Genomic DNA, 22,944 nt, shown 5'->3' on the forward strand with positions numbered 1-22,944 from the left:
AAAGAGTGTCAACTTGATGTTCTCAAGTCATTCACCATCCGGCGGTGGCAGACAAGGATTAACCTTACCACCACCAACCCGGTCCCTGTCAAACCCAACCGCTGGCAGCAACACTGCCAACCGGATCCTCCAGGACTCACACCAGCCGGCACGAACCAGAAGGCCTCCACGACCCCAGACACGAACCGCACTGACACACCAGGCGATCAGCTCTTCAAGAATACCCCTTCACTTCCCAAGGGAAATGACCGGGATGCTGACGTGAACACGGCCAACAACCGCTTGTTTCTCGTGTTTTCTACGGAAACCGTGGTACTCACTCCGACGCTGCGAACTGATCCGTTCCGCGCCTCAGCACGAGAAAGAACTCTACACACATCCCCACCCACACGCAAAATCGGAGCTGAGTCCGGCACCTGCCACCCCGGATTCCGCGGTATTCCGCGGTTTCTGGCGGGGCCTGGCACCGTTTGCGCCGGCACACGAACACCTACGTGAGCGGTGTCGTCGGTCACATCGTGCCGCACCGTGGACGCAGCCACAGTGTGGTCAGCGCCGGCACGTTCACCACCACGGAGTGGTCTTGTCCGTGCCACGGCGTGTCTTCTGCCGTCACCGTGGACATGCTCCGCTGCGCGAGAAGCGCGTCCTGTGCCGCAGCGTCCTCCGCTCTGCCGGCCAACGCGGCATCCGAGGTGTCGAGCACGATCTCCCACTGCCCCGCCGACGGTACGCCCAGGCGGTAGCCCTGACGCTCCACCCCGGAGAGGTGGGTCAGGCAGACGAGGTCCCGGCCGTCGTCGTGCCCGGCGGCGGCATGCCGCACGAAGGCGAGCAGGTTCTCCTGAGCGGCATCCTTCTCCAGCCAGGTGAATCCGTCCGGCGTGTGGTCCGCGGACCACAGGGCCGGTGTCTGGCCGTACTGGCGGTTCAGTTCCCTCATCGTCAGCTGCACGCCGCGGTGCTCGGGCGCCCAGGAGGCGCCCCAGTCCAGGCCGTCGCCCTCGGACCACTCGGAGGGCTGGGCGTACTCGCCGCCCATGAACAGCAGCTTCTTGCCCGGGTGCGCCCACATGTACGCGAAGTACGCCCGCAGGGTGGCCAGCTGCACGCTCCGATCGCCGGGGATCTTCGTCAGCAGCGAGCCCTTGCCGTGCACCACCTCGTCATGGGAAAGGGGCAGCACGTAGTTCTCCGAGTACGCGTAGACCATGGAGAACGTCCACTGCCCGTGGTGCCACGAGCGGTTCACGGGGTCCTCGCCGAGGTAGGCCAGGGTGTCGTGCATCCAGCCCATGTTCCACTTCTTGCCGAAGCCCAGGCCGCCGGCGTCCACCGGGGCAGAGACGCCCTCGAACGCCGTGGACTCCTCCGCGATCATGTGGATGCCCGGATGCGTGCGGTACGCGGTGGTGTTCACCTCGCGCAGGAAGGCGATGGCCTCCAGGTTGTGGTTGCCGCCATGGACGTTCGGCTCCCACTCGCCCTCGTTGCGGGAGTAGTCCAGGTACAGCATCGAGGCCACGGCGTCCACGCGCAGCCCGTCGATGTGGAACTCCTCCAGCCAGTACAGGGCGTTGGCCACCAGGAAGTTCCGCACCTGTGGCCGCCCGTAGTCGAAGACGTAGGTGCCCCAGTCCGGATGCTCGCCGCGGCGCGGGTCCGGGTGCTCGTACACGCAGGAGCCGTCGAACCGTCCGAGCGCGAACTCATCCTTGGGGAAATGCGCCGGGACCCAGTCCACGATCACACCGATGCCCGCCGCATGCAGCGCGTCCACCAGGTGCTTGAACTCGTCCGGGGTGCCGAACCGGGAGGTCGGCGCGTAGAAACCGGTCACCTGGTAGCCCCAGGAGCCGCCGAACGGATGCTCGGCCGGGGGCAGGAACTCCACATGCGTGAAGCCCAGCCACGTCACGTACTCCACGAGCTGCTCCGCCAGCTCCCGGTAGCCCAGGCCCGGACGCCAGGAGCCCAGGTGCACCTCGTAGACGCTCAGCGGCTGCTCGTGCGGGTCGGTCTGCGCACGGCGCTGCATCCACTCGCGGTCCCGGAACGTGTACTCCGAGTCCCAGACGCGCGACGCGGTGGCCGGCGGCACCTCGGTCCAGCGGGCCAGCGGGTCCGCCTTCTGCCGCCAGTGGCCGTCCACGCCGAGGATCTCGTACTTGTAGCGGGTGCCGTGGCCGACGCCGGGCACGAACAGCTCCCAGACGCCGGAGGCGCCCAGGCTGCGCATCGCCTGCACGCGCCCGGACCAGCCGTTGTGGTCCCCCACCACGCGGACGGCGCGCGCGTTCGGCGCCCACACCGCGAAGGAGGTTCCGACGGCGGCCCCGTCGTCTGAACGGCGCACTCTCGCTCCCAGCGCCTCCCAGAGCCGCTCATGGCGGCCCTCCGCGATCAGGTGCAGGTCCAGCTCGCCGACGGTCGGCAGGTGCCGGTACGGGTCGTCCTGCTCCTCGACGTCACCGAGGGCGCCGTCCTCCCCGACCGGGTAGGCCACGTGCACCCGGTAGTCCCCGGCGGAGACGCCGGCCGCCGCGGGGATCGGGGCCACGCCGACGAAGACGCCGTCGTGCTCATGCTCGAGCTCCACGCGCACGCCGTCCCCGGCGCGCACGACCTCGACCGTCCCCGCCAGTGGGCGCAGCACGCGGTAGGTCACAGCGGTGCCGTCCGGGTGCGGGTGGGCGCCCAGCACGTCGTGGGGAGCGTAGTGGCGGCCCTGCGCGACGGCGGCCAGCAACTCCTGCTCGACGGGCAGCGGGGCGGGGGACGGGGTGCTCATGCGGTCCTCTCGGTGGCGAACGGTGGGCGACGGGGCACCGGGGGCGCCCCCTCCGCGGGTGGCGAGGGGTCGCCGTCGTCGAATCCGGGTCCACGACGGCGCCCCGCCCGCCTCAGCCGCGGACGATCCGCAGGATATGGGCCGGCTCCGCGGACGGGTCCAGGCGCACGTACGGGCGCTCGTCCCAGTGCCAGCGCTGACCGGTCAGCAGGTCCTCGACCTCGATGCGGCCCTGCTCGTCCCGGTCCTCGTCGCGGACGCCGAGCGCCTCGAAGTCCAGCTCGAGGGTGGACTCGGCCACCTCGTGCGGGTTGCAGGTGACGGTCACCAGGACGACGTCATCGGCGGTGCCGGCCGGGGCGTCGGTGACCGCGGCGGCGTCGGCGTGGATGCCCTCGGGGGCGGCGGCACGACGCTTGGAGAAGACCAGCACGTCCGAATGCAGCGCCGAGTGCAGGGTCAGGTTCTGCAGGTCCCGCAGCGTCGGGTGCTCGGCCCGAATCTCGTTGAGGCGGGTCAGGTACGGGGCCAGGGACTGCCCCGCGGCCTCGGCGCCGGCCCAGTCCCGCGGGCGGTACTCGTACTTCTCCGAGTCGATGTACTCCTCGGCGCCCGGCCGCGGCACATGCTCGAACAGCTCGAAGCCGGCGTAGACACCCCACAGCGGATTGGACATCGCGGCGACGACGGCGCGGATGCGGAAGGCACCGGGGCCGCCGGTCTGCAGGTACTCGGTGAGGATGTCCGGGGTGTTCACGAAGAAGTTCGGGCGGTAGAAGCCCGCCGTCTGCTGCGTGACCTCCTCGAGGTACTCCTCCAGCTCCTCCCGGGTGTTCCGCCAGGTGAAGTAGCCGTAGGACTGCTGGAAGCCCACGCGTCCGAGGGCGTGCATCATCGCCGGGCGGGTGAACGCCTCGGCGAGGAAGACGACCTCCGGGGTCTCGGCGCGGACCTGCGCGATCAGCCACTCCCAGAACCACAGCGGCTTGGTGTGCGGGTTGTCCACGCGGAAGATGTGCACGCCGCGGGCGACCCAGCCGCGCACCACCTCGAGGACGGCGTCGGCCAGACCCTGCGGGTCGTTGTCGAAGTTCAGCGGGTAGATGTCCTGGTACTTCTTCGGCGGGTTCTCCGCGTAGGCGATGGTGCCGTCCACGCGGGTGGTGAACCACTCCGGGTGGCTCTGCACCCAGGGGTGGTCCGGGGCGCACTGCAGCGCCAGGTCCAGGGCGAGCTCGAGGCCGTTCTCCCGGGTGGCGGCCACGAAGGCGTCGAAGTCCTCGAGGGTGCCCAGGTCCGGGTGCACGGCGTCATGGCCGCCCGCCTCCGAGCCGATGGCCCACGGCGATCCCGGGTCCTGCTCACCGGCGGTCAGCGTGTTGTTCGGGCCCTTGCGGTGGGCGTGGCCGATCGGGTGGATCGGCGGCACGTAGAGGACCTGGAAGCCCATGGAGGCCACGGCCGGGATGCGTTCGGCGGCGGTGGCGAAGGTGCCCGAGTGCCAGGTGCCGGTGGCCTCGTCGAAGCGGGCGCCCTCCGAGCGCGGGAAGAACTCGTACCAGCCGCCGCGGCCGGCCAGCTCGCGCTGCACGTCCAGCGGGTACTCCTCCGAGCTGGAGAGCAGCTCGCGGAGGGGGCGTGCGGCGAGCGCGGCGACCAGCTCCGGGTCCTCGGCCGCAGCCAGGCGCTCGGCGGGCAGGCGGGAGGTGTCCGCCAGAGTGCGGGCGGCGGCGGAGAACAGGGCACGGTCCTCGGCGGAGCAGGTGGCGTCCTCGGCGGCACGGGCGAAGAGGGCCTCGCCCTCGGCCAGCATCAGCTCCACATCGACTCCGGCGGCGATCTTCACCTCTGCCGCGTGATGCCAGGTGCCCACCAGGTCCGACCATCCCTCCACCACGAAGTGGTGCAGGCCCGGCCGCGAGGGGCGCAGGGTCGCGAGGAACTCGTCCAGGCCGGGACGGCCGGGGCGCATGTGCACCCGCTGGACCTCGGCGCCGTCCGGGCCGATCAGCCGGGCGGTGGCGCCCAGGCCGTCATGACCTTCACGGAACACGGTGGCGCGGACAGGCACGTCCTCCCCCACCACGGCCTTCGCCGGGAAGCTGCCGCCCTCGACGACGGGCTCCACCTCCGTGACGGGGATGCGACCGGTGAGGGTCACGGGACGGGTTCCGGCGACGGACACCGGACGATCGGCGGACACGGCGACGTTCTGAGGCTTCTCCACGTCTGAGACGCTACCGCGGGGCAGGGTCCGGCGGGAACAGACGCCGGACCGGTCGGACCGGGCACGGCCCCTGCCCCCACGGCGCCCAGATCACTGGAGCATGGTCTTGTCATCCACCACCGCACCCTTGATCTTGCCGAACTCGGCGAGCAGGTCCTGGGCGGTCTTGCCGGCCTTCTCCTGCTCGTCCAGCTCGAGGATGATCTCACCGTCGTGCATCATGATGAGCCGGTTGCCGACCTGCAGCGCCTGGTCCATGTTGTGCGTGACCATCAGCGTGGTCAGCCGGTGCTCCGCCACGACCTGCTCGGTCAGGCGGGTGACCAGCTCGGCGCGGGACGGGTCGAGCGCTGCGGTGTGCTCGTCCAGCAGCAGGATCTTCGGGCCGGAGAAGGTCGCCATGAGCAGGGACAGCGCCTGGCGCTGGCCGCCGGAGAGCAGACCCACCTTGGTGGTGAGGCGGTTCTCCAGACCGAGCTCCAGCGTGGTGAGCGCCTCGCGGAACAGGTCCTTGCGGGACTTCGAGACGCCGGCGGCCAGGCCGCGGACGTGGCCGCGGCGGAAGGCCAGCGCCATGTTCTCCTGGATCGTCAGGTTCGGCGCCGTGCCGGCCGTCGGGTCCTGGAACACGCGGCCGATCCACTGCGCGCGGCGGTGGTCGGCCATCTTCGTGACGTCCTTGCCCGCCACGGACACCGAGCCGGTGTCCGGGGTCAGCTTGCCGGCGATCGTGTTGAGGACGGTGGACTTTCCGGCACCGTTGGAGCCGATGACCGTGACGAAGTCGCCCTCGTCCAGGTGCAGGTCGATGCCGCGCAGCGCCTTGCGCTCGTTGACGGTGTTCGGGAAGAACGTCTTGGAGACGTCACGGATCTCAAGCACGGGTGGCCTCCTGCGGGGTCGGAGCGTCGGCCTCGGCGTCCACGGCAGCCGGGGAGGAGGAGTCCGCCGTGGCCCTGGATCGGATGCTCAGGCGCTTGGCGATGCCGAACTGCGGCAGCAGCAGGGCGAGCACCACGAGGGCGGCCGAGATCAGCTTCATGTCGTTCGGGTTCAGGCCGGCGTTCAGCGCCAGCTGGATGATCACGCGGTAGAGGACGGCACCCACGATCACCGCGAAGGTAGCGATGAACACGGTGCGGGTGCCGAAGATCGCCTGGCCGACGATCACCGAGGCCAGGCCCACCAGGATGAGGCCGATGCCCATCGAGATGTCCGAGAAGCCCTGGTACTGCGCCATGGCAGATCCGCAGAGGGCGACCAGGCCGTTGGAGAGCATCAGACCGAGGATCTTCATGCGGTCCGTGGAGACGCCGTAGGAGCGGATCATCTCCTCGTTGTCGCCGGTGGCCTGCAGGGCCAGGCCCATGTCCGTGTGCAGGAACCAGTCCAGGACCAGCTTCAGGACGAACACGAGGACGAACAGGACCGCCACGGACTGCCAGTTGCGGCCGACGCCGAATCCGGCCAGCCCGGAGAACAGGGTGTCCTGGCCCAGCAGCGGGATGTTCGCCCCGCCCATGATGCGCAGGTTGACCGAGTACAGGGCGATCATCGTCAGGATGCCGGCGAGCAGCCCGTCGATCTTGCCCTTCGTGTGCAGCAGGCCCGTGATGAGGCCGGCGGCGGTGCCGACGAAGAACGCCGCGACCATGGCCAGTGCCCAGTGGGTGCCGTTGGTGATGAGGATCGCCGCGGTGGCGGCGCCGGAGGTGTACGACCCGTCCACGGTGAGGTCCGGGAAGTTGAGGATGCGGAAGGTCAGGTACACGCCGAGTGCCATCACGGCGTAGACCAGACCCAGTTCGAGCGCTGAGATCATGCGTGAAGCCTTTCTGGGAGGCGGACCTGCGACCACGGTGTGCCGCCCCTGCCGGGCGGGCGGCCGTCGTCGTGCCGCCGGGGGGCCCACACGGGGGCGGCCCTGACCAGGACACGGGTCCTGTCAGGGCCGCACCCGGTGCGAACGGGGAGAGTGGGTCAGTCGATGGTCTCGTCGGCGCGGTCGATGACCTCCTGCGGGATCTCCACGCCGAACTTCTTGGCGTTCTCCGGGGAGACGACCAGCTCGAGGGCGTCCTCCGGGGCGAAGCCGACCGCCATGTCGGCCGGGTCCTCGCCGTCCTTGAGGATCTTGACGGCCATCTCGCCGGCGAGCTTGCCGTGCTGCTCGTAGTCGATGCCGTAGGTGCCCAGGGCGCCGCGCTCCACGGAGTCGGTGTCCGCGGAGATCACCGGGATCTCGTTCTCCTGACCGAAGGAGATCACGGACTCGAGGGCGGAGACCACCGCGTTGTCGGTCGGCACGTAGATGCCGTCCACGTCGGACAGCGACTGCACGCCCTGCTGGACCTCGGAGGAGTTGGTGACGGTCACGTCCTTGATCTCGATGCCCAGCTCCTTGGCGGCCTCCTTGGCCTGCTCCACCTGGGACTTCGAGTTCGCCTCGCCGGAGTTCCAGACGATGCCGACGGTCTTGACGTCGTCCTTGACGTCCAGCAGCAGCTGCAGCTGCTCCTTCACCGGGTTGCGGTCGGACTGGCCGGTGACGTTGCCGCCCGGCTTCTCCTCGTCCTCGACGATGCCGGCGCCGACGGCGTCGGTGACGGCCATGAAGACGACCGGCTTGTCCTTCACCGCGGTGGCGGCGGCCTGGGCGGCCGGGGTGGCGATCGAGGCGACCAGGTCCACGTCCCCGTCACCGGCGAAGGTGTTGGCGATCGAGTTCGCGGTGGCGACCTCGCCCTGGGCGTTCTGCAGGTCGAACTCCACCTCGATGCCGGCCTCGTCGAAGGCCTCCTGGAAGCCCTCGGCGGTGGCGTCCAGCGCCGGGTGCGAGGTCAGCTGGGAGATGCCGATCTTGTAGGGGCCGTCGTTGCCGTCACCGTTGCCGTCGCCGGCACCGGAGTCACCGCAGGCGGTGAGACCGACGGCCAGGACAGCCATGGCGGCGGTGATGCGGAGCGGGGATGCGGTCCTCTTCATGGGAAGTGTCCTCAGCGTTCGGGGTCGCCGCGGCGACCGTGGTGTGCGAGCGCTGCGGGCCGATGCCGGAGACGGTGTTCCGGCCCGCAGTGGGTCACATCGCGTGATGTGATGCACACAACATACAGCCTGGACCGCGGTTCGGGACCCTATGACGCGGTTCACACGCCACGTGTGGACGAATCGTCAGGAAGCGTCCTGTGCGGAGGCATTCCGGCCACCCGAGCGCTGCACCGAGATCTCGTACAGGGAGACGCCCACCGCCATGGAGGCGTTGAGGGACTCCATGGACGAGTCGATCGGGATGGAGACGATCTGCTGGCAGTGCTCGCGCACCAGGCGGGACAGCCCCTTGCCCTCGGCGCCCACCACGAGCACGAGAGGCTCGGTGGCCAGCTCCAGGCCCGGCAGACCGACGTCTCCGCCGCCGTCCAGGCCGAGCACGAAGTAGCCCATGCGGTGCAGCTCGGCCAGCGTGGTGTTCAGGTTGCCGGCCTGCGCCACCGGGACGCGGGCGGCCGCGCCGGCGGAGGTGCGCCAGGCGGTGGCGGTGACGCCCACGGAGCGGCGGGACGGGACGATCACGCCGTCCGCGCCGAACGCGGAGCCGGAGCGGATGATCGCGCCGAGGTTGCGCGGGTCCGTGATGCCGTCCAGCGCGATGAGCAGCGGACGGGTGCGCAGGTGCCCGGCCGCGTCCTTCTCCAGGGTGGTGCGGGCCAGGTCCAGGGCGTCCGCGTAGTCGTACGGCGGGATCTGCAGGACCAGGCCCTGGTGGATGGCCTCGCCGGACATGCGGTCCAGCTCCGGCTTGGTGTTCTCCATGACCGGGATCCCCTGCTCGGCGCACTGGCGCAGGGCCTCCTTCACGCGATCGTCCACCTCGATGCGGGTGGCCACGTGGAGGGCCTTCGCCGGGATGCCGGCGCGCAGCGCCTCCACCACCGGGTTGCGGCCGGACACGGTCTCATCCGCGGTGGAGGAACGCTGCCGGCGCGGCGACGCCGGACGCTTGGCCGCCGCACGCTCGGCGAGCTGCTTGTTGCGGTAGGCCTTGTGGTAGACGCGGTCTTCGGCCTTCGGGGTGGGGCCCTTGCCCTCGAGCGCCCTGCGGCCGTGGCCGCCGGTGCCCTTCTGCGGGCCCTTCTTGCCCTTGGCCTTGCGGGAACCGCCGGAGCGGGGTGCGGACGACATGGCGTCTCCTTCAGCGGGTGGGGACTGCGCGGAGCCCTCGGCTCCGGCGGGGTACGGGGGCGGCGGGGCACGACGACGGCACCCGGCTCACCGACTCAGCGGCCAGTCTAGTGGCGCTCGCCTCTGCGGACGGAGGGCACCGGCTCAGTCGGCCAGGTGCCAGGTGGCGCCGTCCGCGCCGTCCTCCACCACGATGCCAGCGGCCGTCAGGGCGTCGCGGATGCGGTCCGCGGTGGCCCAGTCCTTCTCGGCGCGGGCCTGGGCGCGGGCCTCGATCTGCGAGCGCACCAGCGAGTCCAGGGCGTCGGCGGCCGGGCCGGCGGCGCCGGCGGAGGACTCCGGGACGTCGTCCAGGCCGAGGATGCGGGTCATCGCGGTGACCTCGGCGTACCGGGCGGCCACGGCGTCCGTCTCCTTCGCCGCCAGGGCGGAGTTGCCCAAGCGGACGGTCTCGTGCAGCACGGCGAGCGCCTGCGGCACGTTGAGGTCGTCCTCCATCGCCGCGCGGAAGGCCTCCGGGACGTGCGCGCCCAGGGGCGTGCCGTCGTCGTGGTTCACGGCGGAGTCTCCCAGCTGGGAGGAGGCGCGCGAGACGAAGTTCTCGATGCGCTCCACGGCAGCCTCGGCCTCGTCCAGAGCACCCGGGCGGTAGTCCAGCTGGGAGCGGTAGTGGGCCTGGCCGAGGAAGTAGCGGACGGCCTTCGGGCGGGCCATCTGCATCATCTCCTCCGGGGAGATGGTGTTGCCGACGGACTTGGACATCTTCTCGCCCTCGTAGGTGACCAGGCCGTTGTGCAGCCAGAAGCGGGCGAACGGGTCGCCGGCGGCCGAGGACTGGGCCAGCTCGTTCTCATGGTGCGGGAAGCGCAGGTCCAGTCCGCCGCCGTGGATGTCGAACTCGGCGCCGAGGTACTTGGTGGCCATGGCCGAGCACTCCAGGTGCCAGCCCGGGCGGCCGCGGCCCCACGGGGAGTCCCACCGGGCGGTCTCCGGCTCGCCGGCCTTGGCGCCCTTCCACAGGGCGAAGTCGCGGGGGTCGCGCTTGCCGCGCGGGTCCGCGTCCGGGGCGTCCTGCATGTCCTCCACGCGCTGACGCGTGAGGGAGCCGTAGGCGTCGAAGGAGCGGACGTCGAAGTACACGTCCCCGGAGTCGTCCGTGGCTGGGTAGGCGTGGCCGCGGTCCATGAGGCGCTGGATGAGCGCGAACATCTCGGTCACGTGGCCGGTGGCTCGCGGCTCGTAGGTGGGACGGCGGACGCCGAGGGCCAGGTAGGCGGCGTCGAACGCCTTCTCGAACCGGTAGGCCAGCGCCCACCACTGCTCGCGCGCCGGGTACAGGGCCGAGGCCTCGAAGTCGTCCTCCATGGACGCGGCGGAGCGGTCCAGGATCTTGTCGTCGATGTCCGTGACGTTGCGGACCGAGGTGACCTTCAGGCCGGAGGCCTCCAGCCAGCGCACGAGGATGTCGAAGACGATGGCGCTGCGCACGTGCCCCACGTGCGGCATGCCCTGCACGGTGGCGCCGCAGTAGTAGACCGACGCCTCGCCGGGGCGGACGGGGACGAAATCGCGGACCTGGGCCGCCTGGGTGTCATAGAAACGCTGTGCCACGGTCCCCGATCCTATCGGGGCCGTCGCGCGGGCCGGTCAGCGGGCCGGTCAGCCGGCGTCGCGCGGGTACACCAGCGCCGTGGCGATCGCCGCGGTGCCCTCGCCGCGGCCGGTCAGGCCGAGGCGGTCCGTGGTGGTGCCGGAGACGGACACCGGGGCGCCGGCGGCCTCCGAGAGCACGGCCTGGGCCTCGTCCCTCCGCGTTCCGATCTTCGGACGGTTGCCCACCACCTGCACCGCGACGTTGCCGATCTCGTACCCCGCCTCACGGACCAGACGCGCGGCCTCGGCCAGCAGGGTGCTGCCGGAGGCACCGGCGAACTCGACACGGCCGGTGCCGAAGTGCTGCCCCAGGTCCCCGATGCCGGCGGCAGAGAACAGCGCGTCGCAGCAGGCGTGCGCGGCGACGTCCGCATCCGAGTGGCCGGCCAGCGCCGACTCGCCGGGCCAGTGCAGGCCCGCCACCCAACACCCGCGCTCCACGGCGGCGCGGTGCTCCTGTGCGTCAGGGCCCTGACGTTCCGGGTCCGCCACGGCGTGCACGTCCACCCCGATCCCTGTCCGGGGCAGCGGGAACGGGCGGTCGGCGGGGTGGTCGGCGGCGGTGTGCTGGCTCATGACAGGCTCCTGCGGGCGATGAGGGCGGCGGCCTGCTCCAGGTCCGCCGGGGTGGTGATCTTGAAGGCGTCGGCATGGCCGGGGACCACACGGACGACATGCCCGGCGGCCTCCATGACCATCGCGTCGTCGGTCAGGGCCGCGGCGTCCAGCTCCGGGTCCCGGCGCACCTGATCGTGCGCGGCCAGCAGCGCGTACAGGTCGAAGCCCTGCGGCGTCTGCACCGCCCGCAGCATCGCCCGGGACGGTGTCCCGACGACGGTCTCGGCACCGTTCGCGTCCACGCTCACCTGCTTCACGGTGTCCGTCACCGGCACCGCCGGGATGACGGCCTTCGCGGAGGCGAGGCCCGCGACCACGGCGGCGAACACGGCCGGCGGCGTGAACGGGCGCGCGGCGTCGTGGACGAGCACGAGGTGAGGGTCGTGGCGGCAGTGGGTGCCGTCGTCGTGCCGGGAGGAGGACGCGGCGGCCGAGGCGACGTCCGGGGCGGGGGTGGCCGAGGCGACGCCCAGGGCGGGGGCGGCCGAGGCGACGCCCGGGGCGGGGGTGGCCGAGGCGGGTGCGGCCCCCAGCCGGCGGGCGACCTCGGCGAGGCCGGCGGCCACGGAGTCGGCCCGCTCGGCGCCGCCGGGCACACAGGAGGCGGTGAAGCCCAGGCGCAGGGCGCACTCCTCGACGATCGCGGTGACCTCCGCGCGCGGCTGGTCGGCCGGCGGGACGAGGACGACCACAACGTCCACATCCGGCACCTGTGCCACGGTCTCGAGACCGTGCTCCAGGAGCGTGCGACCATCGGACAGCGGGGCCAGGGCCTTCGGCATGCCCGCCCCGAGGCGGGTGCCCGAGCCCGCGGCGGCGAGCAGGACAGCGGTGGGCATGAGGACTCCTTCGGCGAGCGGCTGCTCCCCCATTCCTACCGCACATGCGCGTCGCTTTCGGGTGGGCGGCCGGCGGGGTGCGGGCGGAACTCGACATTTCCACGAACGAAAATGTCTGGGGACTCGACATTTTCACGAACGAAAGCGCCCCGGGACTCGACATTTTTACGAACGAAAGTGTCTGGGGGCGGAGACGCAGACGACCCGCCCGCTGCGGTGCAGCGGACGGGTCGTCGGTTCACGCCTGATGCGGTGTGGACGCAGACCGGGCGATCAGCCCTCGAGGGTCTTGTCCAGGATGCCCTCGGCCTCCTCCTCGGAGACCTTCTTCGCCAGGGCCAGCTCGGAGACGAGCACCTGACGGGCCTTGGAGAGCATGCGCTTCTCACCGGCGGACAGGCCGCGGTCCTGCTCACGGCGCCACAGGTCGCGGACGACCTCGGCCACCTTGATGACGTCGCCGGAGGCCAACTTCTCCAGGTTGGCCTTGTAGCGGCGCGACCAGTTGGTCGGCTCCTCCACATGCTCGGCCTGGAGCACCTCGACGACGCGCTCGAGTCCCTCCTTGTCGACGACGTCGCGCACACCGACGAGGTCGACGTTCTCCGCCGGGACCTCGATGGTCAGGTCACCCTGCGCCACCTTCAGCTTGAGGTACATCTTCTCTTCGCCCTTGATGTTCCGCATCTTGATCTCCTCGATGCGGGCTGCACCGTGATGCGGGTAGACGACGGTCTCTCCGACCTCAAAAACCATGTAAACGGCCCCTTTCGTGACGCTTCATCCTATCACGGGGGCCCTGCCGGACGGAGTGTCGGAGCGAGGGCCGGGGCGGGGGTCGTGATAGTGGAGGCCTGCGCCGTCACGAGCGTGAGCAGGTCCGGTTGTGCGATAGGCTGGAGCCAACCGTCCGCACGCACGCGTGCGCCCCGGCCCCGCACCGCTTTGAGGAGATCATCGTGAACACCGCCGCCACCCGGTCCGCACGCCTGCGCCGCCTCGGCGCGGGCTCCGCCGCCGCCGTCGCCCTGCTGGCGGCCACCGGCTGCAGCGCCATCAGCCCGATCGCCACCGGCATCCCGTATTCGCCGAGCGACGGCATTGTGGCCGACCTGGACGGTGCCGGCGTGCGCAACCTCGCCGTCGTCTCCACCGGCGCCGACGAGCAGGGCCGCGTCATCGGGTCGGTCGTGAACAAGACCCAGGAGGACATGACCGTCACCGTCGAGGTCTCCGGCGACTCCCAGGACGTCGACGTCCCGGCCGGCAAGGTCGTGTCCCTGCAGGACGAGGAGTGGGTGGTCGACGAGGCCGGCGCCGACGCCGGCGAGTACACCGAGGGCGCCCTCTCCGTGGACGGCGACTCCCAGGACCTCGAGATCCCTGTCCTCGGTCCCACCATGGCCGAGTACCGGGACCTCGTGCCGGGAGACTTCGACGAGGCCGAGTGGACCGACCACCTCCACGAGGAGACCCACCACTACGGCGGAGAGCACTGACGCTCCCCCAGGCACCGCGAAGGCCCCGCCTCCCCGATCCGGGAGGCGGGGCCTTCGCCATGCGGGGCCACCGCGCCAGCCGGAGCGCTCCGCCTCGGCCGGAGACGGCCGAGGCGCCGCCGGCACGGACGGCCGCCCGGACGGCGCCTGGGCCGCTCAGGCCTCGAACTTGTAGCCCAGGCCACGCACGGTCACGAGGTGGCGCGGGCTGGACGGGTCCGGCTCGATCTTCGAGCGCAGGCGCTTGACGTGCACGTCCAGGGTCTTGGTGTCCCCGACGTAGTCCGAGCCCCACACGCGGTCGATCAGCTGCCCGCGGGTGAGCACACGGCCGGCGTTGCGCAGCAGCATCTCCAGCAGCTCGAACTCCTTGAGGGGCAGGGACACGGGCTCGCCGTCCACAGAGACCACGTGGCGCTCGATGTCCATCCGGACCGGACCGGCGGCCACGGTGGTGGTCACCAGCTCCTCCGGCTCGCCCTGACGGCGCAGCACGGCGCGCACGCGGGCCACCAGCTCGCGCGAGGAGTACGGCTTGGTGACGTAGTCGTCCGCGCCGAGCTCGAGGCCGACGACCTTGTCCACCTCCGAGTCCTTCGCGGTGAGCATGATGATCGGCACGTTGGAGCGCTGGCGGATCTGACGGCAGACCTCCGTGCCGGACATGCCCGGCAGCATCAGGTCCAGCAGGACCAGGTCGGCGCCGGAGCGCTCGAACTCGGCCATCGCGGCGTTGCCGTCCGCGGCCACCGAGACCTCGAAGCCCTCCTTGTCGAGGAGGTAGGACAGCGGATCGCTGAACGACTCCTCGTCCTCCACGATCAGGATGCGGCTCATGCGCGGTTCTCCTTCCGATGTGCTGTTCGTCCGGCGGCTGAGAGAGCGCCGCGGCGGGTACGGACGCCGTCGGCCTCGACGGTGTCCTGGTCATGGGCATGGTCGCCGCCGTTCCAGAGCGGCAGGCGGACGGTGAAGGTGGACCCGCGGCCCTGCTGGGACCACACTGTCACCTCGCCGCCGTGGTTGGCGACGACGTGCTTGACGATGGACAGGCCCAGGCCGGTGCCGCCGGTCTGGCGGGACCGGGCGGTGTCCACTCGGTAGAAGCGCTCGAAGACGCGCTCCTGCTCCTCCGGGCTGATGCCGATGCCCTGGTCCTTCACCGTGACCTGCGCCAGGCCGTCCACCGCGGACAGGCCGACGCCCACCGTGGTCTGGTCCGGCGAATAGCGCACGGCGTTGTCCACGAGGTTGCGGACGGCGGTCATCAGCTGGTCCGCGTCCCCATGCACCGGGTACGGGATGGAGCCGCCGACCTTGATCGCGATGTCCCGCGCCTCCGCGGTGAGACGAAGCCGGTCCACGGCATCCGCGACCACCTTGTTCATGTCCACCGGGCGGCCCTCATGGACAACGTCCTTCGACTGCAGGCGGGAGAGCTCGATGATGTCCTGCACCAGGGCCGACAGGCGGACCGACTCGACCTGCAGGCGGCCGGCGAAGCGGTGCACCGCCTCCTCGTCCTCCGCCGCGTCGTCCAGCGCTTCGGCCAGCAGGGAGATGGCGCCGACGGGGGTCTTCAGCTCGTGGGACACGTTCACCACGAAGTCGTTGCGCATGGCCTCGGTGCGGGTGATCTCGGTGCGGTCGTCGGCGAGGATCAGGATGTACTCGTTGTCCAGCGGGGCCACACGCAGCTGGACCATGATGCTGCCCTGGCCGATCGGCCCGCGGGGCAGTTCGTAGCGGCGCTCCACAGTGATGCCCTCGGCGCGGACACGGCCGGTCAGCTCACGCAGCTGGTCGTGGACCAGGCGGTATCCCCGGACCAGCCCGAACGCATAGGCGGAGGGGTTGGCCCGGACGACGCCGTCCACGGCATCCACGACGACGTAGGCGCGCCCGATGACGGAGAGCACCTCGGCCGCACCGCTCGGGAGGGTGGGCTCGTCGACCGTCAGGTCGACGGTGCGGCTGCGCTCCGAGGCACGGAACGCGAGCATCGAGGCCACCCCGACGGCGAGGCCGATCACTCCGCAGAGCAGGCCGATGATCACGGGGTCCACCCCTCAAGGGTAGCCGCTGCCCACTGCGTCACAGCCCGCCGTCAGGTCTTCCCTCGCAGGCCAGGACGGGTTCAGGGTCCGTTCACCTGGACCGGACAGACTGTCCCTTCGGCCTGGGACCCGCAGGCCTCACCGAACACCGCCTGGAGGCCACATGCGCGAGCTCTTCCGTGCGAACCTGAGCCGCCTCGGCAAGGACCTGACGACCATCGCCGAGCTGGTCCACCGAGCGGCCGACGACGCCCGTGCCGCGCTCGAGACCGCGGATGTGCATCGCGCCGAACAGGTCATCTCCGAGGACGCCCGCATCGACCGACTGCAGGAGCAGCTCGACGAACAGGCCATCCAGCTGCTCGCCCTCCACGCCCCGGTGGCCTCGGATCTGCGCACCGTGGTGGCCACCCTGCGCATGAGCACCTCGCTCGAGCGCATGGGCGACCTGGCCCGGCACATCGCGCAGCTGACCCGTCTGCGCTACCCGGAACTCGTCATCCCCGAGTCGATCCGTCCGACCTTCCACGCGATGGCCGACGCCACCGTGGACGCCGCCGCACAGGTGGTCCTGCTGCTGGAGACCCAAGACCTCGGCCACGCGGACTCGCTCTCCGAGCTGAACGAGACGGTCAACGAGCACCACGTCAGCGTCTTCCGCGCCATCGGCGCCCCCTCCTGGACCGAGTCCGCGGCGACGACCACGGACGTCACCCTGGCCTCCCGTTACCTCGAGCGCTTCACCGACCACGCGGTGTCCGTGGCCGGCAAGATGCGCTACCTGGTCACCGGACAGATGCCCACCCACCAGTCCGCCTGAACCAGAGCCGACGGGGCGCCGGCGGGAGTGTCCTCCCGCCGGCGCCCCGTCGTCGTGCTGTCCTCCGGACGCGGCCGGCTGCCGTCAGTGCTTGGCGTCGCCCTGCGCGGCGACCGCGGCGGCGCCGGCGGCGGCGGCCTCCGGGTCCAGGTAGCGACCGCCCGGGTTCACCGGCTTCATGTCCTCGTCCAGCTCGTACACGAGCGGGATGCCGGTCGGGATGTTGAGGGCGGCGATGTCCTCGTCCGAGATGCCGTCCAGATGCTTCACGAGCGCGCGCAGGGAGTTGCCGTGCGCGGCGACCAGGACGGTCTTGCCGGCCTCGAGGTCCGGCACGATCTCCCCTTCCCAGTACGGGAGCAGGCGGTCGATGACCATCTTCAGCGCCTCGGTGCGCGGGGCCTCGTCGCCGAGCTCGGCGTAGCGCTCGTCGTTCGCCTGGGAGAACTCGGAGGAGTCGTCCAGGGTCGGCGGCGGGGTGTCGAAGGAGCGGCGCCAGATCATGAACTGCTCCTCGCCGAACTCGTCCTTCACCTGGGCCTTGTCCTTGCCCTGCAGCGCACCGTAGTGGCGCTCGTTCAGGCGCCAGCTGCGCTTGACCGGGATCCACTGGCGGTCAGCGGCCTCCAGAGCCAGGTTCGCGGTGGTGATCGCGCGCTTGAGCAGGGAGGTGTGTAGCACGTCCGGCAGGATGCCCTCGTCCTTGAGGAGCTCGCCGCCGCGGGTGGCCTCGGTGCGGCCCTTCTGGGTCAGCGGCACGTCGACCCAGCCGGTGAACAGGTTCTTCTCGTTCCATTCGCTCTGGCCGTGACGGAGCAGGACCAGCGTGTAGGTGTTGTTCGCCATACCGCAAGTCTATGGCGTTGCCGCAGTCCCTGACCCGAGCCTGCCGCTGCCTGCTCCGGCGGACACGGGCGAGAAGGTCGGCCGGGGCGGAACCGCGGCCGGCCGGTCACCAGCCGGAGCGGCCTCCGCTGTAGAGGTTCATCTGCTCACGCGGGCCGGCGAGGTACACGGCCGCGACGCAGACGGCTAGCAGGCCGAGCACGCCCAGGCCACCGAACGGCCCGAGCACGCCCAGCACGCCGATGAGCGTGGCGCCCCCGGTGAGCATCAGCCAGAAGCGCTTCTCCCGGATGCCGGCACGCAGGAAGTCCTCCGGGCGGCGGCGGGCGGCGTCGACGACGGCCCACACCTCCAGGGCGAGGGCGACGATGCCGAGCGCGAGCATCAGCCAGTACTCGACGTAGGCGGCGTACACGAAGGGGTGGGTCATGCCCGCCATTCTACGCGCTGACCTCCCCGCACAGACGGGTCCGGCACGGGCCCGGCAGGATGTCGGGCCGATAGGCTGGCCGGGTGGAACAGCCAGCTGACGCACGCGGCCTCTTCGTGGCCCTCGAAGGACCCGACGGCTCGGGCAAAACGACCCAGGCCGGCGCCCTCGCCGCCGCCTGGGAGGCCGCCGGCCACCCGGTGCACCTGACCCGCGAGCCCGGCGGGACCGACCTCGGCGAGCGCCTGCGCTCCCTCGTCCTGGACCCGGAGCACGCACCGATCGACCCGCGCACCGAGGCGCTGCTGTTCTCCGCGGCCCGCGCCGCCCACGTGGAGCGCTGCATCCGCCCGGCGGTCGAGGCGGGGACGACCGTGGTGACGGACCGCTTCATCGACTCCTCCGTGGCCTACCAGGGCGTCGGGCGCGGGCTCGGCGTGGACTGGATCGTGGAGCTGAACGAGTGGGCCGTCGACGGCACGCTGCCGGACCTCACCGTGGTGCTGGACATCGACGCGGAGACCGCCGCCGCCCGACGCACCTGGCGCCAGGGAGCCGGGGGCACCGGGCCGGATCGCCTCGAGCAGGAGACCGCCCACGCCCACGAGCAGCTGCGCGCCGCCTTCCTGGAACGGGCCGCCGCGGCCCCCGAGCGCTACCTGGTGCTGGACGCCACGACCGAGATGGACGACCGCACCGCGCAGATCTGCGAGCGGCTCGAGGAGCTCCTGGAGGAGGCCGGATGAGCGCGCCGGCCGTCTTCGCGGACCTCGCCGGCCAGGACGCCGTGGTGGAGCAGCTCGCCCGCAGCGCGCGCCAGGAGCGGCCCACCCACGCCTGGCTGTTCACCGGCCCGCCCGGCTCCGGACGCTCCACTGCCGCCCGCGCCTTCGCCGCCGCCCTGCAGTGCGAAGCAGGGGACCTGCAGGAGCGCGGCTGCGGTCAGTGCCACGCCTGCACCACCGTGATGGGCGGCACCCACCCGGACGTGACGATCCTGGCCACGGAGAACGTCAGCTACAAGATCGAGGACGTCCGCGAGCTCGTCGAGGCCGCCCAGTCCAGGCCGGCGACCGGCCGCTGGCGCATCTTCCTCATGGAGGACGCGGACCGCATGACCGAACGCGCCACCAACGTGCTCCTCAAAGCCATCGAGGAGCCCCCGGAGCGCGTCGTCTGGATGCTCTGCACCCCGTCCCCGGCGGACGTGCTCCCCACCATCCGCTCCCGCTGCCGCACCGTCTCCCTGCGCATCCCGTCCGTGGAGGACGTGGCGGACCTGCTGGTGCGCCGCGACCGCCTGGACGCAGAGACCGCCCGGATGACCGCGCGCATCTCCCAGTCGCACGTGGGCATGGCCCGTCGCCTCGCCCAGGACCCCGAGGCCCTCGCCCGCCGTGAGGAGATCCTCTCCCTGCCCCTGCGCAGCAGCGCCGTCTCCGACGCGATGGGCATGGCCGCGCATCTGGTCAAGGTCGCCAAGGATGAGGCCGAGTCCTCCGCCGAGGCCCGCAACGCCCAGGAGCTCGCCGCCCTGCGCCGCCAGCTCGGCATCGTGGAGGGAGAGCAGGTGCCCGCCAAGCTCCGCCACCACGTCAAGCGCCTCGAGGAGGACCAGGCCCGGCGCCGCCGCCGCAGCGTCCACGACTCCCTGGACCGGGCGATGATCGACCTGTTCGGCCTGTTCCGGGACGTCCTCGCCGTGCAGCTCGACGCCGAAGGTGAGCTCATCAACGAGCACCGTCGCGCCGAGATCGCCTCCTACGCCCACGGGGCCGCCGGGACCTCCTCCGAGGTGGTCGCCCGCATCGACGCGATCAACCTCGCCCGCGAGCGCCTGGCCGCCAACGTGCCCGAGCAGCTCGCCGTCGAGGCGCTCATGCTCGCCCTGCTGCCGGCCCGGACCCGCACACCGCGCCAGCGGCGCTGAGCCCCGCCCGCCTCAGGCTCGTGCGAGACGCTCAGTCAGCTCCGGGACGTCGGCGAGCAGCGGAAGCACCGCGTCCGCCCCGGCCGCGGCGAGCGCGTCCCCGTCGTCCTCTCCGCTGAGCACGCCCACCACCAGGCCCGCGCCCGCACGACGACCGGCCTGCACGTCCGCGTCCGTGTCACCCACAGTGAGCACGGACCGCACGTCCTCCAGGTCCAGGGCCAGCAGCGCCGTGAGCACCATGTCCGGGTAGGGGACTCCCCTGCCGACGTCGTCCGGGGACAGGCTCAGGTCTGCCAATCCCATCCAGTCCAGCGACTCGAGCAGCGTGTTCTGCGTGTGCCGGGCGAACCCGGTGGCCAGGCACAGCGCCATGCCCTGCTCTCGCAGGCGCTCCAGGGCCTCGACCGCACCGGGCTGGGGGCGCGCCCCATGCTCCGCGATCAGGGCGTCGAGCCGCTCCTCGAAGGTGCGGACGGCGGAGCGCGCCGTCGCCCGGTCCCCGAAGATCGAGGCGAAGACGTCCGTCCGGGAACTGCGCCGCCGGCGGCGAAAGGCCGCCAGGTGGAAGGTCCGTTCCGGGTGCCCCTCCCCCACCCCGTGGGCGTCCAGGGCCTCGGCGAAGGCGGTGTCCTGCAGGCCGGTGTCCACGATCGACGTCCCGGACATGTCCACCACGGCCAGGCGCAGGGGCACGGGCAGCGGGCGGGGCTCGGCGTGGGCCTGACGCGGAGGCAGCGGCTGCGTGGTCATGCGAACCAGTCCAGCCTCCCCGTCTGACGCCTCCGTGGCCGCCGGGTGAACGGCGGCGGAGGGCTCGGTCACGGGACGGCGACACCGCGACCTTTTGCCGTGCCGTGCCCGCGCCGGGTAGCATGGTCAGCCGTGGCCGTGCGGCCACGTGCCTCCTTAGCTCAGCTGGCCAGAGCAGCTCCCTCGTAAAGAGCAGGTCGCCGGTTCGAATCCGGCAGGGGGCTCGGCGCAGAACGAGGCCCCGTCACCGATCGCATCGGAGACGGGGCCTCGTCGCCTGTCCGGGGTCCTCTCGCCGCAGCCTCGAGGACTGCGTCGCCGCCCCCGGAGCCGCCTGGGCTGGTCTTGGGGATTCAGGCCGGCGCTGCCTCCTGTGCCCGGCGCACGTGGTCCAGGGTGCGCTCTGCGTGCCGGCCGACGGAGTCCGAGCCGGTCTGGCGCAGCCGGAACATGGCGACGGCCTGTGCCGTGGCGGCCAGCTCGTGGGCGGCCCGGGAGAGCTCCCGATGCGTCTCTGCCGCGGCCGGGGGGATGCGGTGGTCCTCCGTGGCAGGGCAGGCGGCCTGCATGCGCACGCACAGGGCGCGCACCTCAGGCAGGGCGTCGGAGAGGACGTTGGCCGCGTGGACGACGCCGTTCAGCTCGTCCGCGTCGAGCTCGCTGCGCGCCTCGGCCTCCTGGAGGACCTGCCAGCAGCGGTCCAGGGCACGCACGAAACGGTCATGGTCCCGCCGCCAGAGTCCGGTACCGAGCTCGCGCTCGTCCGCGCGGGCCTGACGCATGCGGGCGAAGGGTCCGCGCCTCATGCCGTGGCCTGTCCGTCCACGTCGGCGGCCCCGTCCTGACCGCCGGCGAGCGCCGGGTCCACCACCAGAACCACGCGACCGGCGCGGTCGTCCCGCTCGAAGTGCTCGTGCGCGGCCACCACGTCCTCCAGCGGGAAGACGGCCTCGACGGACAGGCGCACCCGGCCATCGGCCACCAGCGGAAGGGCGGCCTTCGCGGCGCCGGCCACCACATGGGCCTTCTCCGTGCGGCTGCGTGCGCGGAGGGTGGAGCCGGTGAGCCAGCCCCGCTTGGCCACGAGCTTCATGATGTTGAAGGACTCCGCCTTGAGTCCGCCCTGCACCGCGATCACCACAATGCGACCGTCCTGGGCGAGCGCGTCCACGTTCGGGGCCAGGTACGGGGCGCCCACCACGTCCAGGACGACGTCGGCGCCGTGGCCGTCCGTGTGCTCGCGCAGCCAGTCGGCGAAGCCGCCGGGCTCGCCTGCCTCGGCGGCGGCGCGGTGATCGAAGGCCGCCTCGGCGCCGAGGCTCACGGCGCGCGCACACTTGTCCGGGCCGCCGGCTGTGGCGAACACCCGCGCCCCGATCGCCGTGAGGTACTGCACGGCGAAGGAGCCGATGCCGCCGGAAGCGCCGTGCACCAGCACCACGTCCCCGGCACAGACGGCACCGCGCTCGGACAGGTTGGTCCACACGGTGCAGGCGACCTCGGGGAACGCCGCGGCATCCGTGAGGGACATGCCCTCGGGCACCGCCATCAGCTGGCCCACGGGCACGGCCACATACTCGGCCGCGCCGCCGCCGGCCAACAGCGCGCACACACGGTCTCCCGCCCGCAGGGAGGTCTGTTCCTCCGCCCCCGGGCCGAAGGCGGCCACCACACCGGAGGCCTCGAGCCCGAGCACCTCGGACTCGCCCTTCGGCGGCGGGTAGTGGCCCTGCCGCTGCATCACGTCCGCGCGGTTCACGCCCGCCGCGGCCACACGCACGAGGGCCTCGCCGGGGCCGGGCTCCGGCACGGCTTCATCCACGACCCGGAGCACCTCCGTGCCTCCGGCGCCGTCGCAGCGGACTGCGCGCATCGTGGCCGGGACGTCCGTGCCGGGGTCGGCGGGTGCCGTCATGCGTCGGTCCTCCTGCGTGCTCGGGGCCGCCACGTGCGGACGCACGGGCGGCCTCCATCTTCCCCCGGGCCCGCCGGGCCCCTCAAGGCGGGCAGCCCCGCCAGGCCCCTCAAGGCGGGCAGCCCCGCCCCTCCCGCCTGGGTAGAGTGGTGCGGGCGCAGTGCCGGGCGTCCCCGGTGCCCGCGCGGGGATGGTTGTCCGAGCGGCCGAAGGAGCCGGTCTTGAAAACCGGTGTGCGGTGACCCCGTACCGAGGGTTCGAATCCCTCACCATCCGCCAGCACTCCCACGACGACGGGCCGTCACCTCCGCGGATCCCAGCGGTCTTCCCCAGGCGACGGCCCGTCGTCGTCTCCGCTTCCCTCCCCTGCGTCGTCTCCGCTTCCCC

Annotated in this window: 21 protein-coding genes and 2 tRNA genes; 6 read left to right on the top strand and 17 right to left on the bottom strand. The window is 71.6% G+C overall.

The features are described from left to right. Positions 1–511: 511 nt before the first annotated feature. The 10 genes from glgB to MLY01S_RS09030 all read right to left on the bottom strand — a co-directional run bounded on the left by glgB (position 512) and on the right by MLY01S_RS09030 (position 13,063). Positions 512–2,791 (bottom strand): 1,4-alpha-glucan branching protein GlgB, encoded by a 2,280-nt coding sequence (gene glgB / locus MLY01S_RS08985; RefSeq protein ID WP_067191335.1) that lies wholly within the window; start codon positions 2,789–2,791, stop codon positions 512–514. 112 nt (positions 2,792–2,903) lie between these two features. Beyond that, complete coding sequence (locus tag MLY01S_RS08990; RefSeq protein WP_067191363.1) at positions 2,904–4,994, bottom strand: maltotransferase domain-containing protein; 2,091 nt, start codon at positions 4,992–4,994, stop codon at positions 2,904–2,906. A gap of 114 nt (positions 4,995–5,108) precedes the next feature. Next, on the bottom strand, positions 5,109–5,900 hold the full coding sequence (locus tag MLY01S_RS08995) for an ABC transporter ATP-binding protein (RefSeq protein ID WP_067191337.1): 792 nt from the start codon (positions 5,898–5,900) through the stop codon (positions 5,109–5,111). Further along, on the bottom strand, positions 5,893–6,840 hold the full coding sequence (locus tag MLY01S_RS09000) for an ABC transporter permease (protein WP_067191338.1): 948 nt from the start codon (positions 6,838–6,840) through the stop codon (positions 5,893–5,895). Before MLY01S_RS09000 ends, MLY01S_RS08995 begins: the two co-directional genes overlap by 8 nt. Positions 6,841–6,998: 158 nt before the next feature. Further along, positions 6,999–8,003: an ABC transporter substrate-binding protein gene (locus MLY01S_RS09005; RefSeq protein WP_067191340.1), complete on the bottom strand. Its 1,005-nt coding sequence runs from the start codon at positions 8,001–8,003 to the stop codon at positions 6,999–7,001. Positions 8,004–8,189: 186 nt separating this feature from the next. Then, positions 8,190–9,197 carry a 23S rRNA (guanosine(2251)-2'-O)-methyltransferase RlmB gene (gene rlmB, locus MLY01S_RS09010; protein ID WP_067191342.1) on the bottom strand — a complete coding sequence of 336 codons (1,008 nt, stop codon included), beginning with the start codon at positions 9,195–9,197 and terminating at the stop codon, positions 8,190–8,192. 144 nt (positions 9,198–9,341) lie between these two features. Continuing rightward, the gene (gene cysS, locus MLY01S_RS09015; protein WP_067191344.1) at positions 9,342–10,808 is read right to left on the bottom strand and encodes a cysteine--tRNA ligase; all 1,467 of its coding nucleotides are present in this window, start codon (positions 10,806–10,808) and stop codon (positions 9,342–9,344) included. A gap of 48 nt (positions 10,809–10,856) precedes the next feature. After that, positions 10,857–11,426: a 2-C-methyl-D-erythritol 2,4-cyclodiphosphate synthase gene (gene ispF, locus MLY01S_RS09020; RefSeq protein WP_067191345.1), complete on the bottom strand. Its 570-nt coding sequence runs from the start codon at positions 11,424–11,426 to the stop codon at positions 10,857–10,859. Beyond that, positions 11,423–12,307, bottom strand: coding sequence for an IspD/TarI family cytidylyltransferase (locus tag MLY01S_RS09025; protein ID WP_067191347.1), 885 nt, complete (start codon positions 12,305–12,307; stop codon positions 11,423–11,425). The genes ispF and MLY01S_RS09025 overlap by 4 nt, the downstream gene beginning before the upstream one ends. Positions 12,308–12,580: 273 nt before the next feature. Further along, positions 12,581–13,063: a CarD family transcriptional regulator gene (locus MLY01S_RS09030; RefSeq protein ID WP_067191349.1), complete on the bottom strand. Its 483-nt coding sequence runs from the start codon at positions 13,061–13,063 to the stop codon at positions 12,581–12,583. Between the two features lie 203 nt (positions 13,064–13,266). Between MLY01S_RS09030 and MLY01S_RS09035 the strand changes: the two genes are divergently transcribed. Continuing rightward, positions 13,267–13,806 (top strand): hypothetical protein, encoded by a 540-nt coding sequence (locus MLY01S_RS09035; protein ID WP_067191350.1) that lies wholly within the window; start codon positions 13,267–13,269, stop codon positions 13,804–13,806. Between the two features lie 156 nt (positions 13,807–13,962). Here the strand turns inward: MLY01S_RS09035 and MLY01S_RS09040 are convergent, their stop codons facing one another. Together MLY01S_RS09040 and MLY01S_RS09045 are read right to left on the bottom strand one after the other, a co-directional pair. After that, entirely contained in the window at positions 13,963–14,643 is a 681-nt protein-coding gene (locus MLY01S_RS09040; RefSeq protein WP_067191352.1) for a response regulator, read from the bottom strand. After that, complete coding sequence (locus MLY01S_RS09045; protein ID WP_067191353.1) at positions 14,640–15,872, bottom strand: sensor histidine kinase; 1,233 nt, start codon at positions 15,870–15,872, stop codon at positions 14,640–14,642. Before MLY01S_RS09045 ends, MLY01S_RS09040 begins: the two co-directional genes overlap by 4 nt. 154 nt (positions 15,873–16,026) lie before the next feature. Between MLY01S_RS09045 and phoU the strand changes: the two genes are divergently transcribed. Beyond that, positions 16,027–16,683 carry a phosphate signaling complex protein PhoU gene (phoU, locus tag MLY01S_RS09050; RefSeq protein WP_067191355.1) on the top strand — a complete coding sequence of 219 codons (657 nt, stop codon included), beginning with the start codon at positions 16,027–16,029 and terminating at the stop codon, positions 16,681–16,683. A gap of 84 nt (positions 16,684–16,767) precedes the next feature. Here phoU and MLY01S_RS09055 read toward each other — a convergent pair whose 3' ends face one another. Together MLY01S_RS09055 and MLY01S_RS09060 are read right to left on the bottom strand one after the other, a co-directional pair. Further along, on the bottom strand, positions 16,768–17,529 hold the full coding sequence (locus tag MLY01S_RS09055) for a phosphoglyceromutase (protein WP_067191357.1): 762 nt from the start codon (positions 17,527–17,529) through the stop codon (positions 16,768–16,770). A gap of 106 nt (positions 17,530–17,635) precedes the next feature. Next, positions 17,636–17,959: a DUF2516 family protein gene (locus MLY01S_RS09060; RefSeq protein ID WP_067191364.1), complete on the bottom strand. Its 324-nt coding sequence runs from the start codon at positions 17,957–17,959 to the stop codon at positions 17,636–17,638. Between the two features lie 83 nt (positions 17,960–18,042). Between MLY01S_RS09060 and tmk the strand changes: the two genes are divergently transcribed. Both tmk and MLY01S_RS09070 read left to right on the top strand, forming a co-directional pair. Beyond that, complete coding sequence (tmk, locus tag MLY01S_RS09065) at positions 18,043–18,705, top strand: dTMP kinase (RefSeq protein WP_067191359.1); 663 nt, start codon at positions 18,043–18,045, stop codon at positions 18,703–18,705. Then, positions 18,702–19,889 (top strand): DNA polymerase III subunit delta', encoded by a 1,188-nt coding sequence (locus MLY01S_RS09070; RefSeq protein WP_067191360.1) that lies wholly within the window; start codon positions 18,702–18,704, stop codon positions 19,887–19,889. Before tmk ends, MLY01S_RS09070 begins: the two co-directional genes overlap by 4 nt. 12 nt (positions 19,890–19,901) lie before the next feature. Here MLY01S_RS09070 and MLY01S_RS09075 read toward each other — a convergent pair whose 3' ends face one another. Next, entirely contained in the window at positions 19,902–20,642 is a 741-nt protein-coding gene (locus MLY01S_RS09075) for an HAD-IA family hydrolase (RefSeq protein WP_067191361.1), read from the bottom strand. 150 nt (positions 20,643–20,792) lie between these two features. On the opposite strand from MLY01S_RS09075, the gene MLY01S_RS09080 reads away from it, so the two are divergent. After that, a tRNA-Thr gene (locus MLY01S_RS09080) sits at positions 20,793–20,866 on the top strand. 129 nt (positions 20,867–20,995) lie between these two features. Here the strand turns inward: MLY01S_RS09080 and MLY01S_RS09085 are convergent. Further along, the gene (locus tag MLY01S_RS09085) at positions 20,996–21,448 is read right to left on the bottom strand and encodes a hypothetical protein (RefSeq protein ID WP_067191362.1); all 453 of its coding nucleotides are present in this window, start codon (positions 21,446–21,448) and stop codon (positions 20,996–20,998) included. Then, positions 21,445–22,515, bottom strand: a complete 1,071-nt coding sequence (locus tag MLY01S_RS09090) for an NAD(P)H-quinone oxidoreductase (protein WP_082740033.1) — start codon at positions 22,513–22,515, stop codon at positions 21,445–21,447. Before MLY01S_RS09090 ends, MLY01S_RS09085 begins: the two co-directional genes overlap by 4 nt. 230 nt (positions 22,516–22,745) lie before the next feature. Between MLY01S_RS09090 and MLY01S_RS09095 the strand changes: the two genes are divergently transcribed. Beyond that, positions 22,746–22,836 (top strand) — tRNA-Ser (locus tag MLY01S_RS09095). The last annotated feature ends 108 nt before the right edge of the window (positions 22,837–22,944 follow it).

The organism is Micrococcus lylae NBRC 15355 (assembly GCF_001570885.1).
GTDB lineage: Bacteria > Actinomycetota > Actinomycetes > Actinomycetales > Micrococcaceae > Micrococcus > Micrococcus lylae.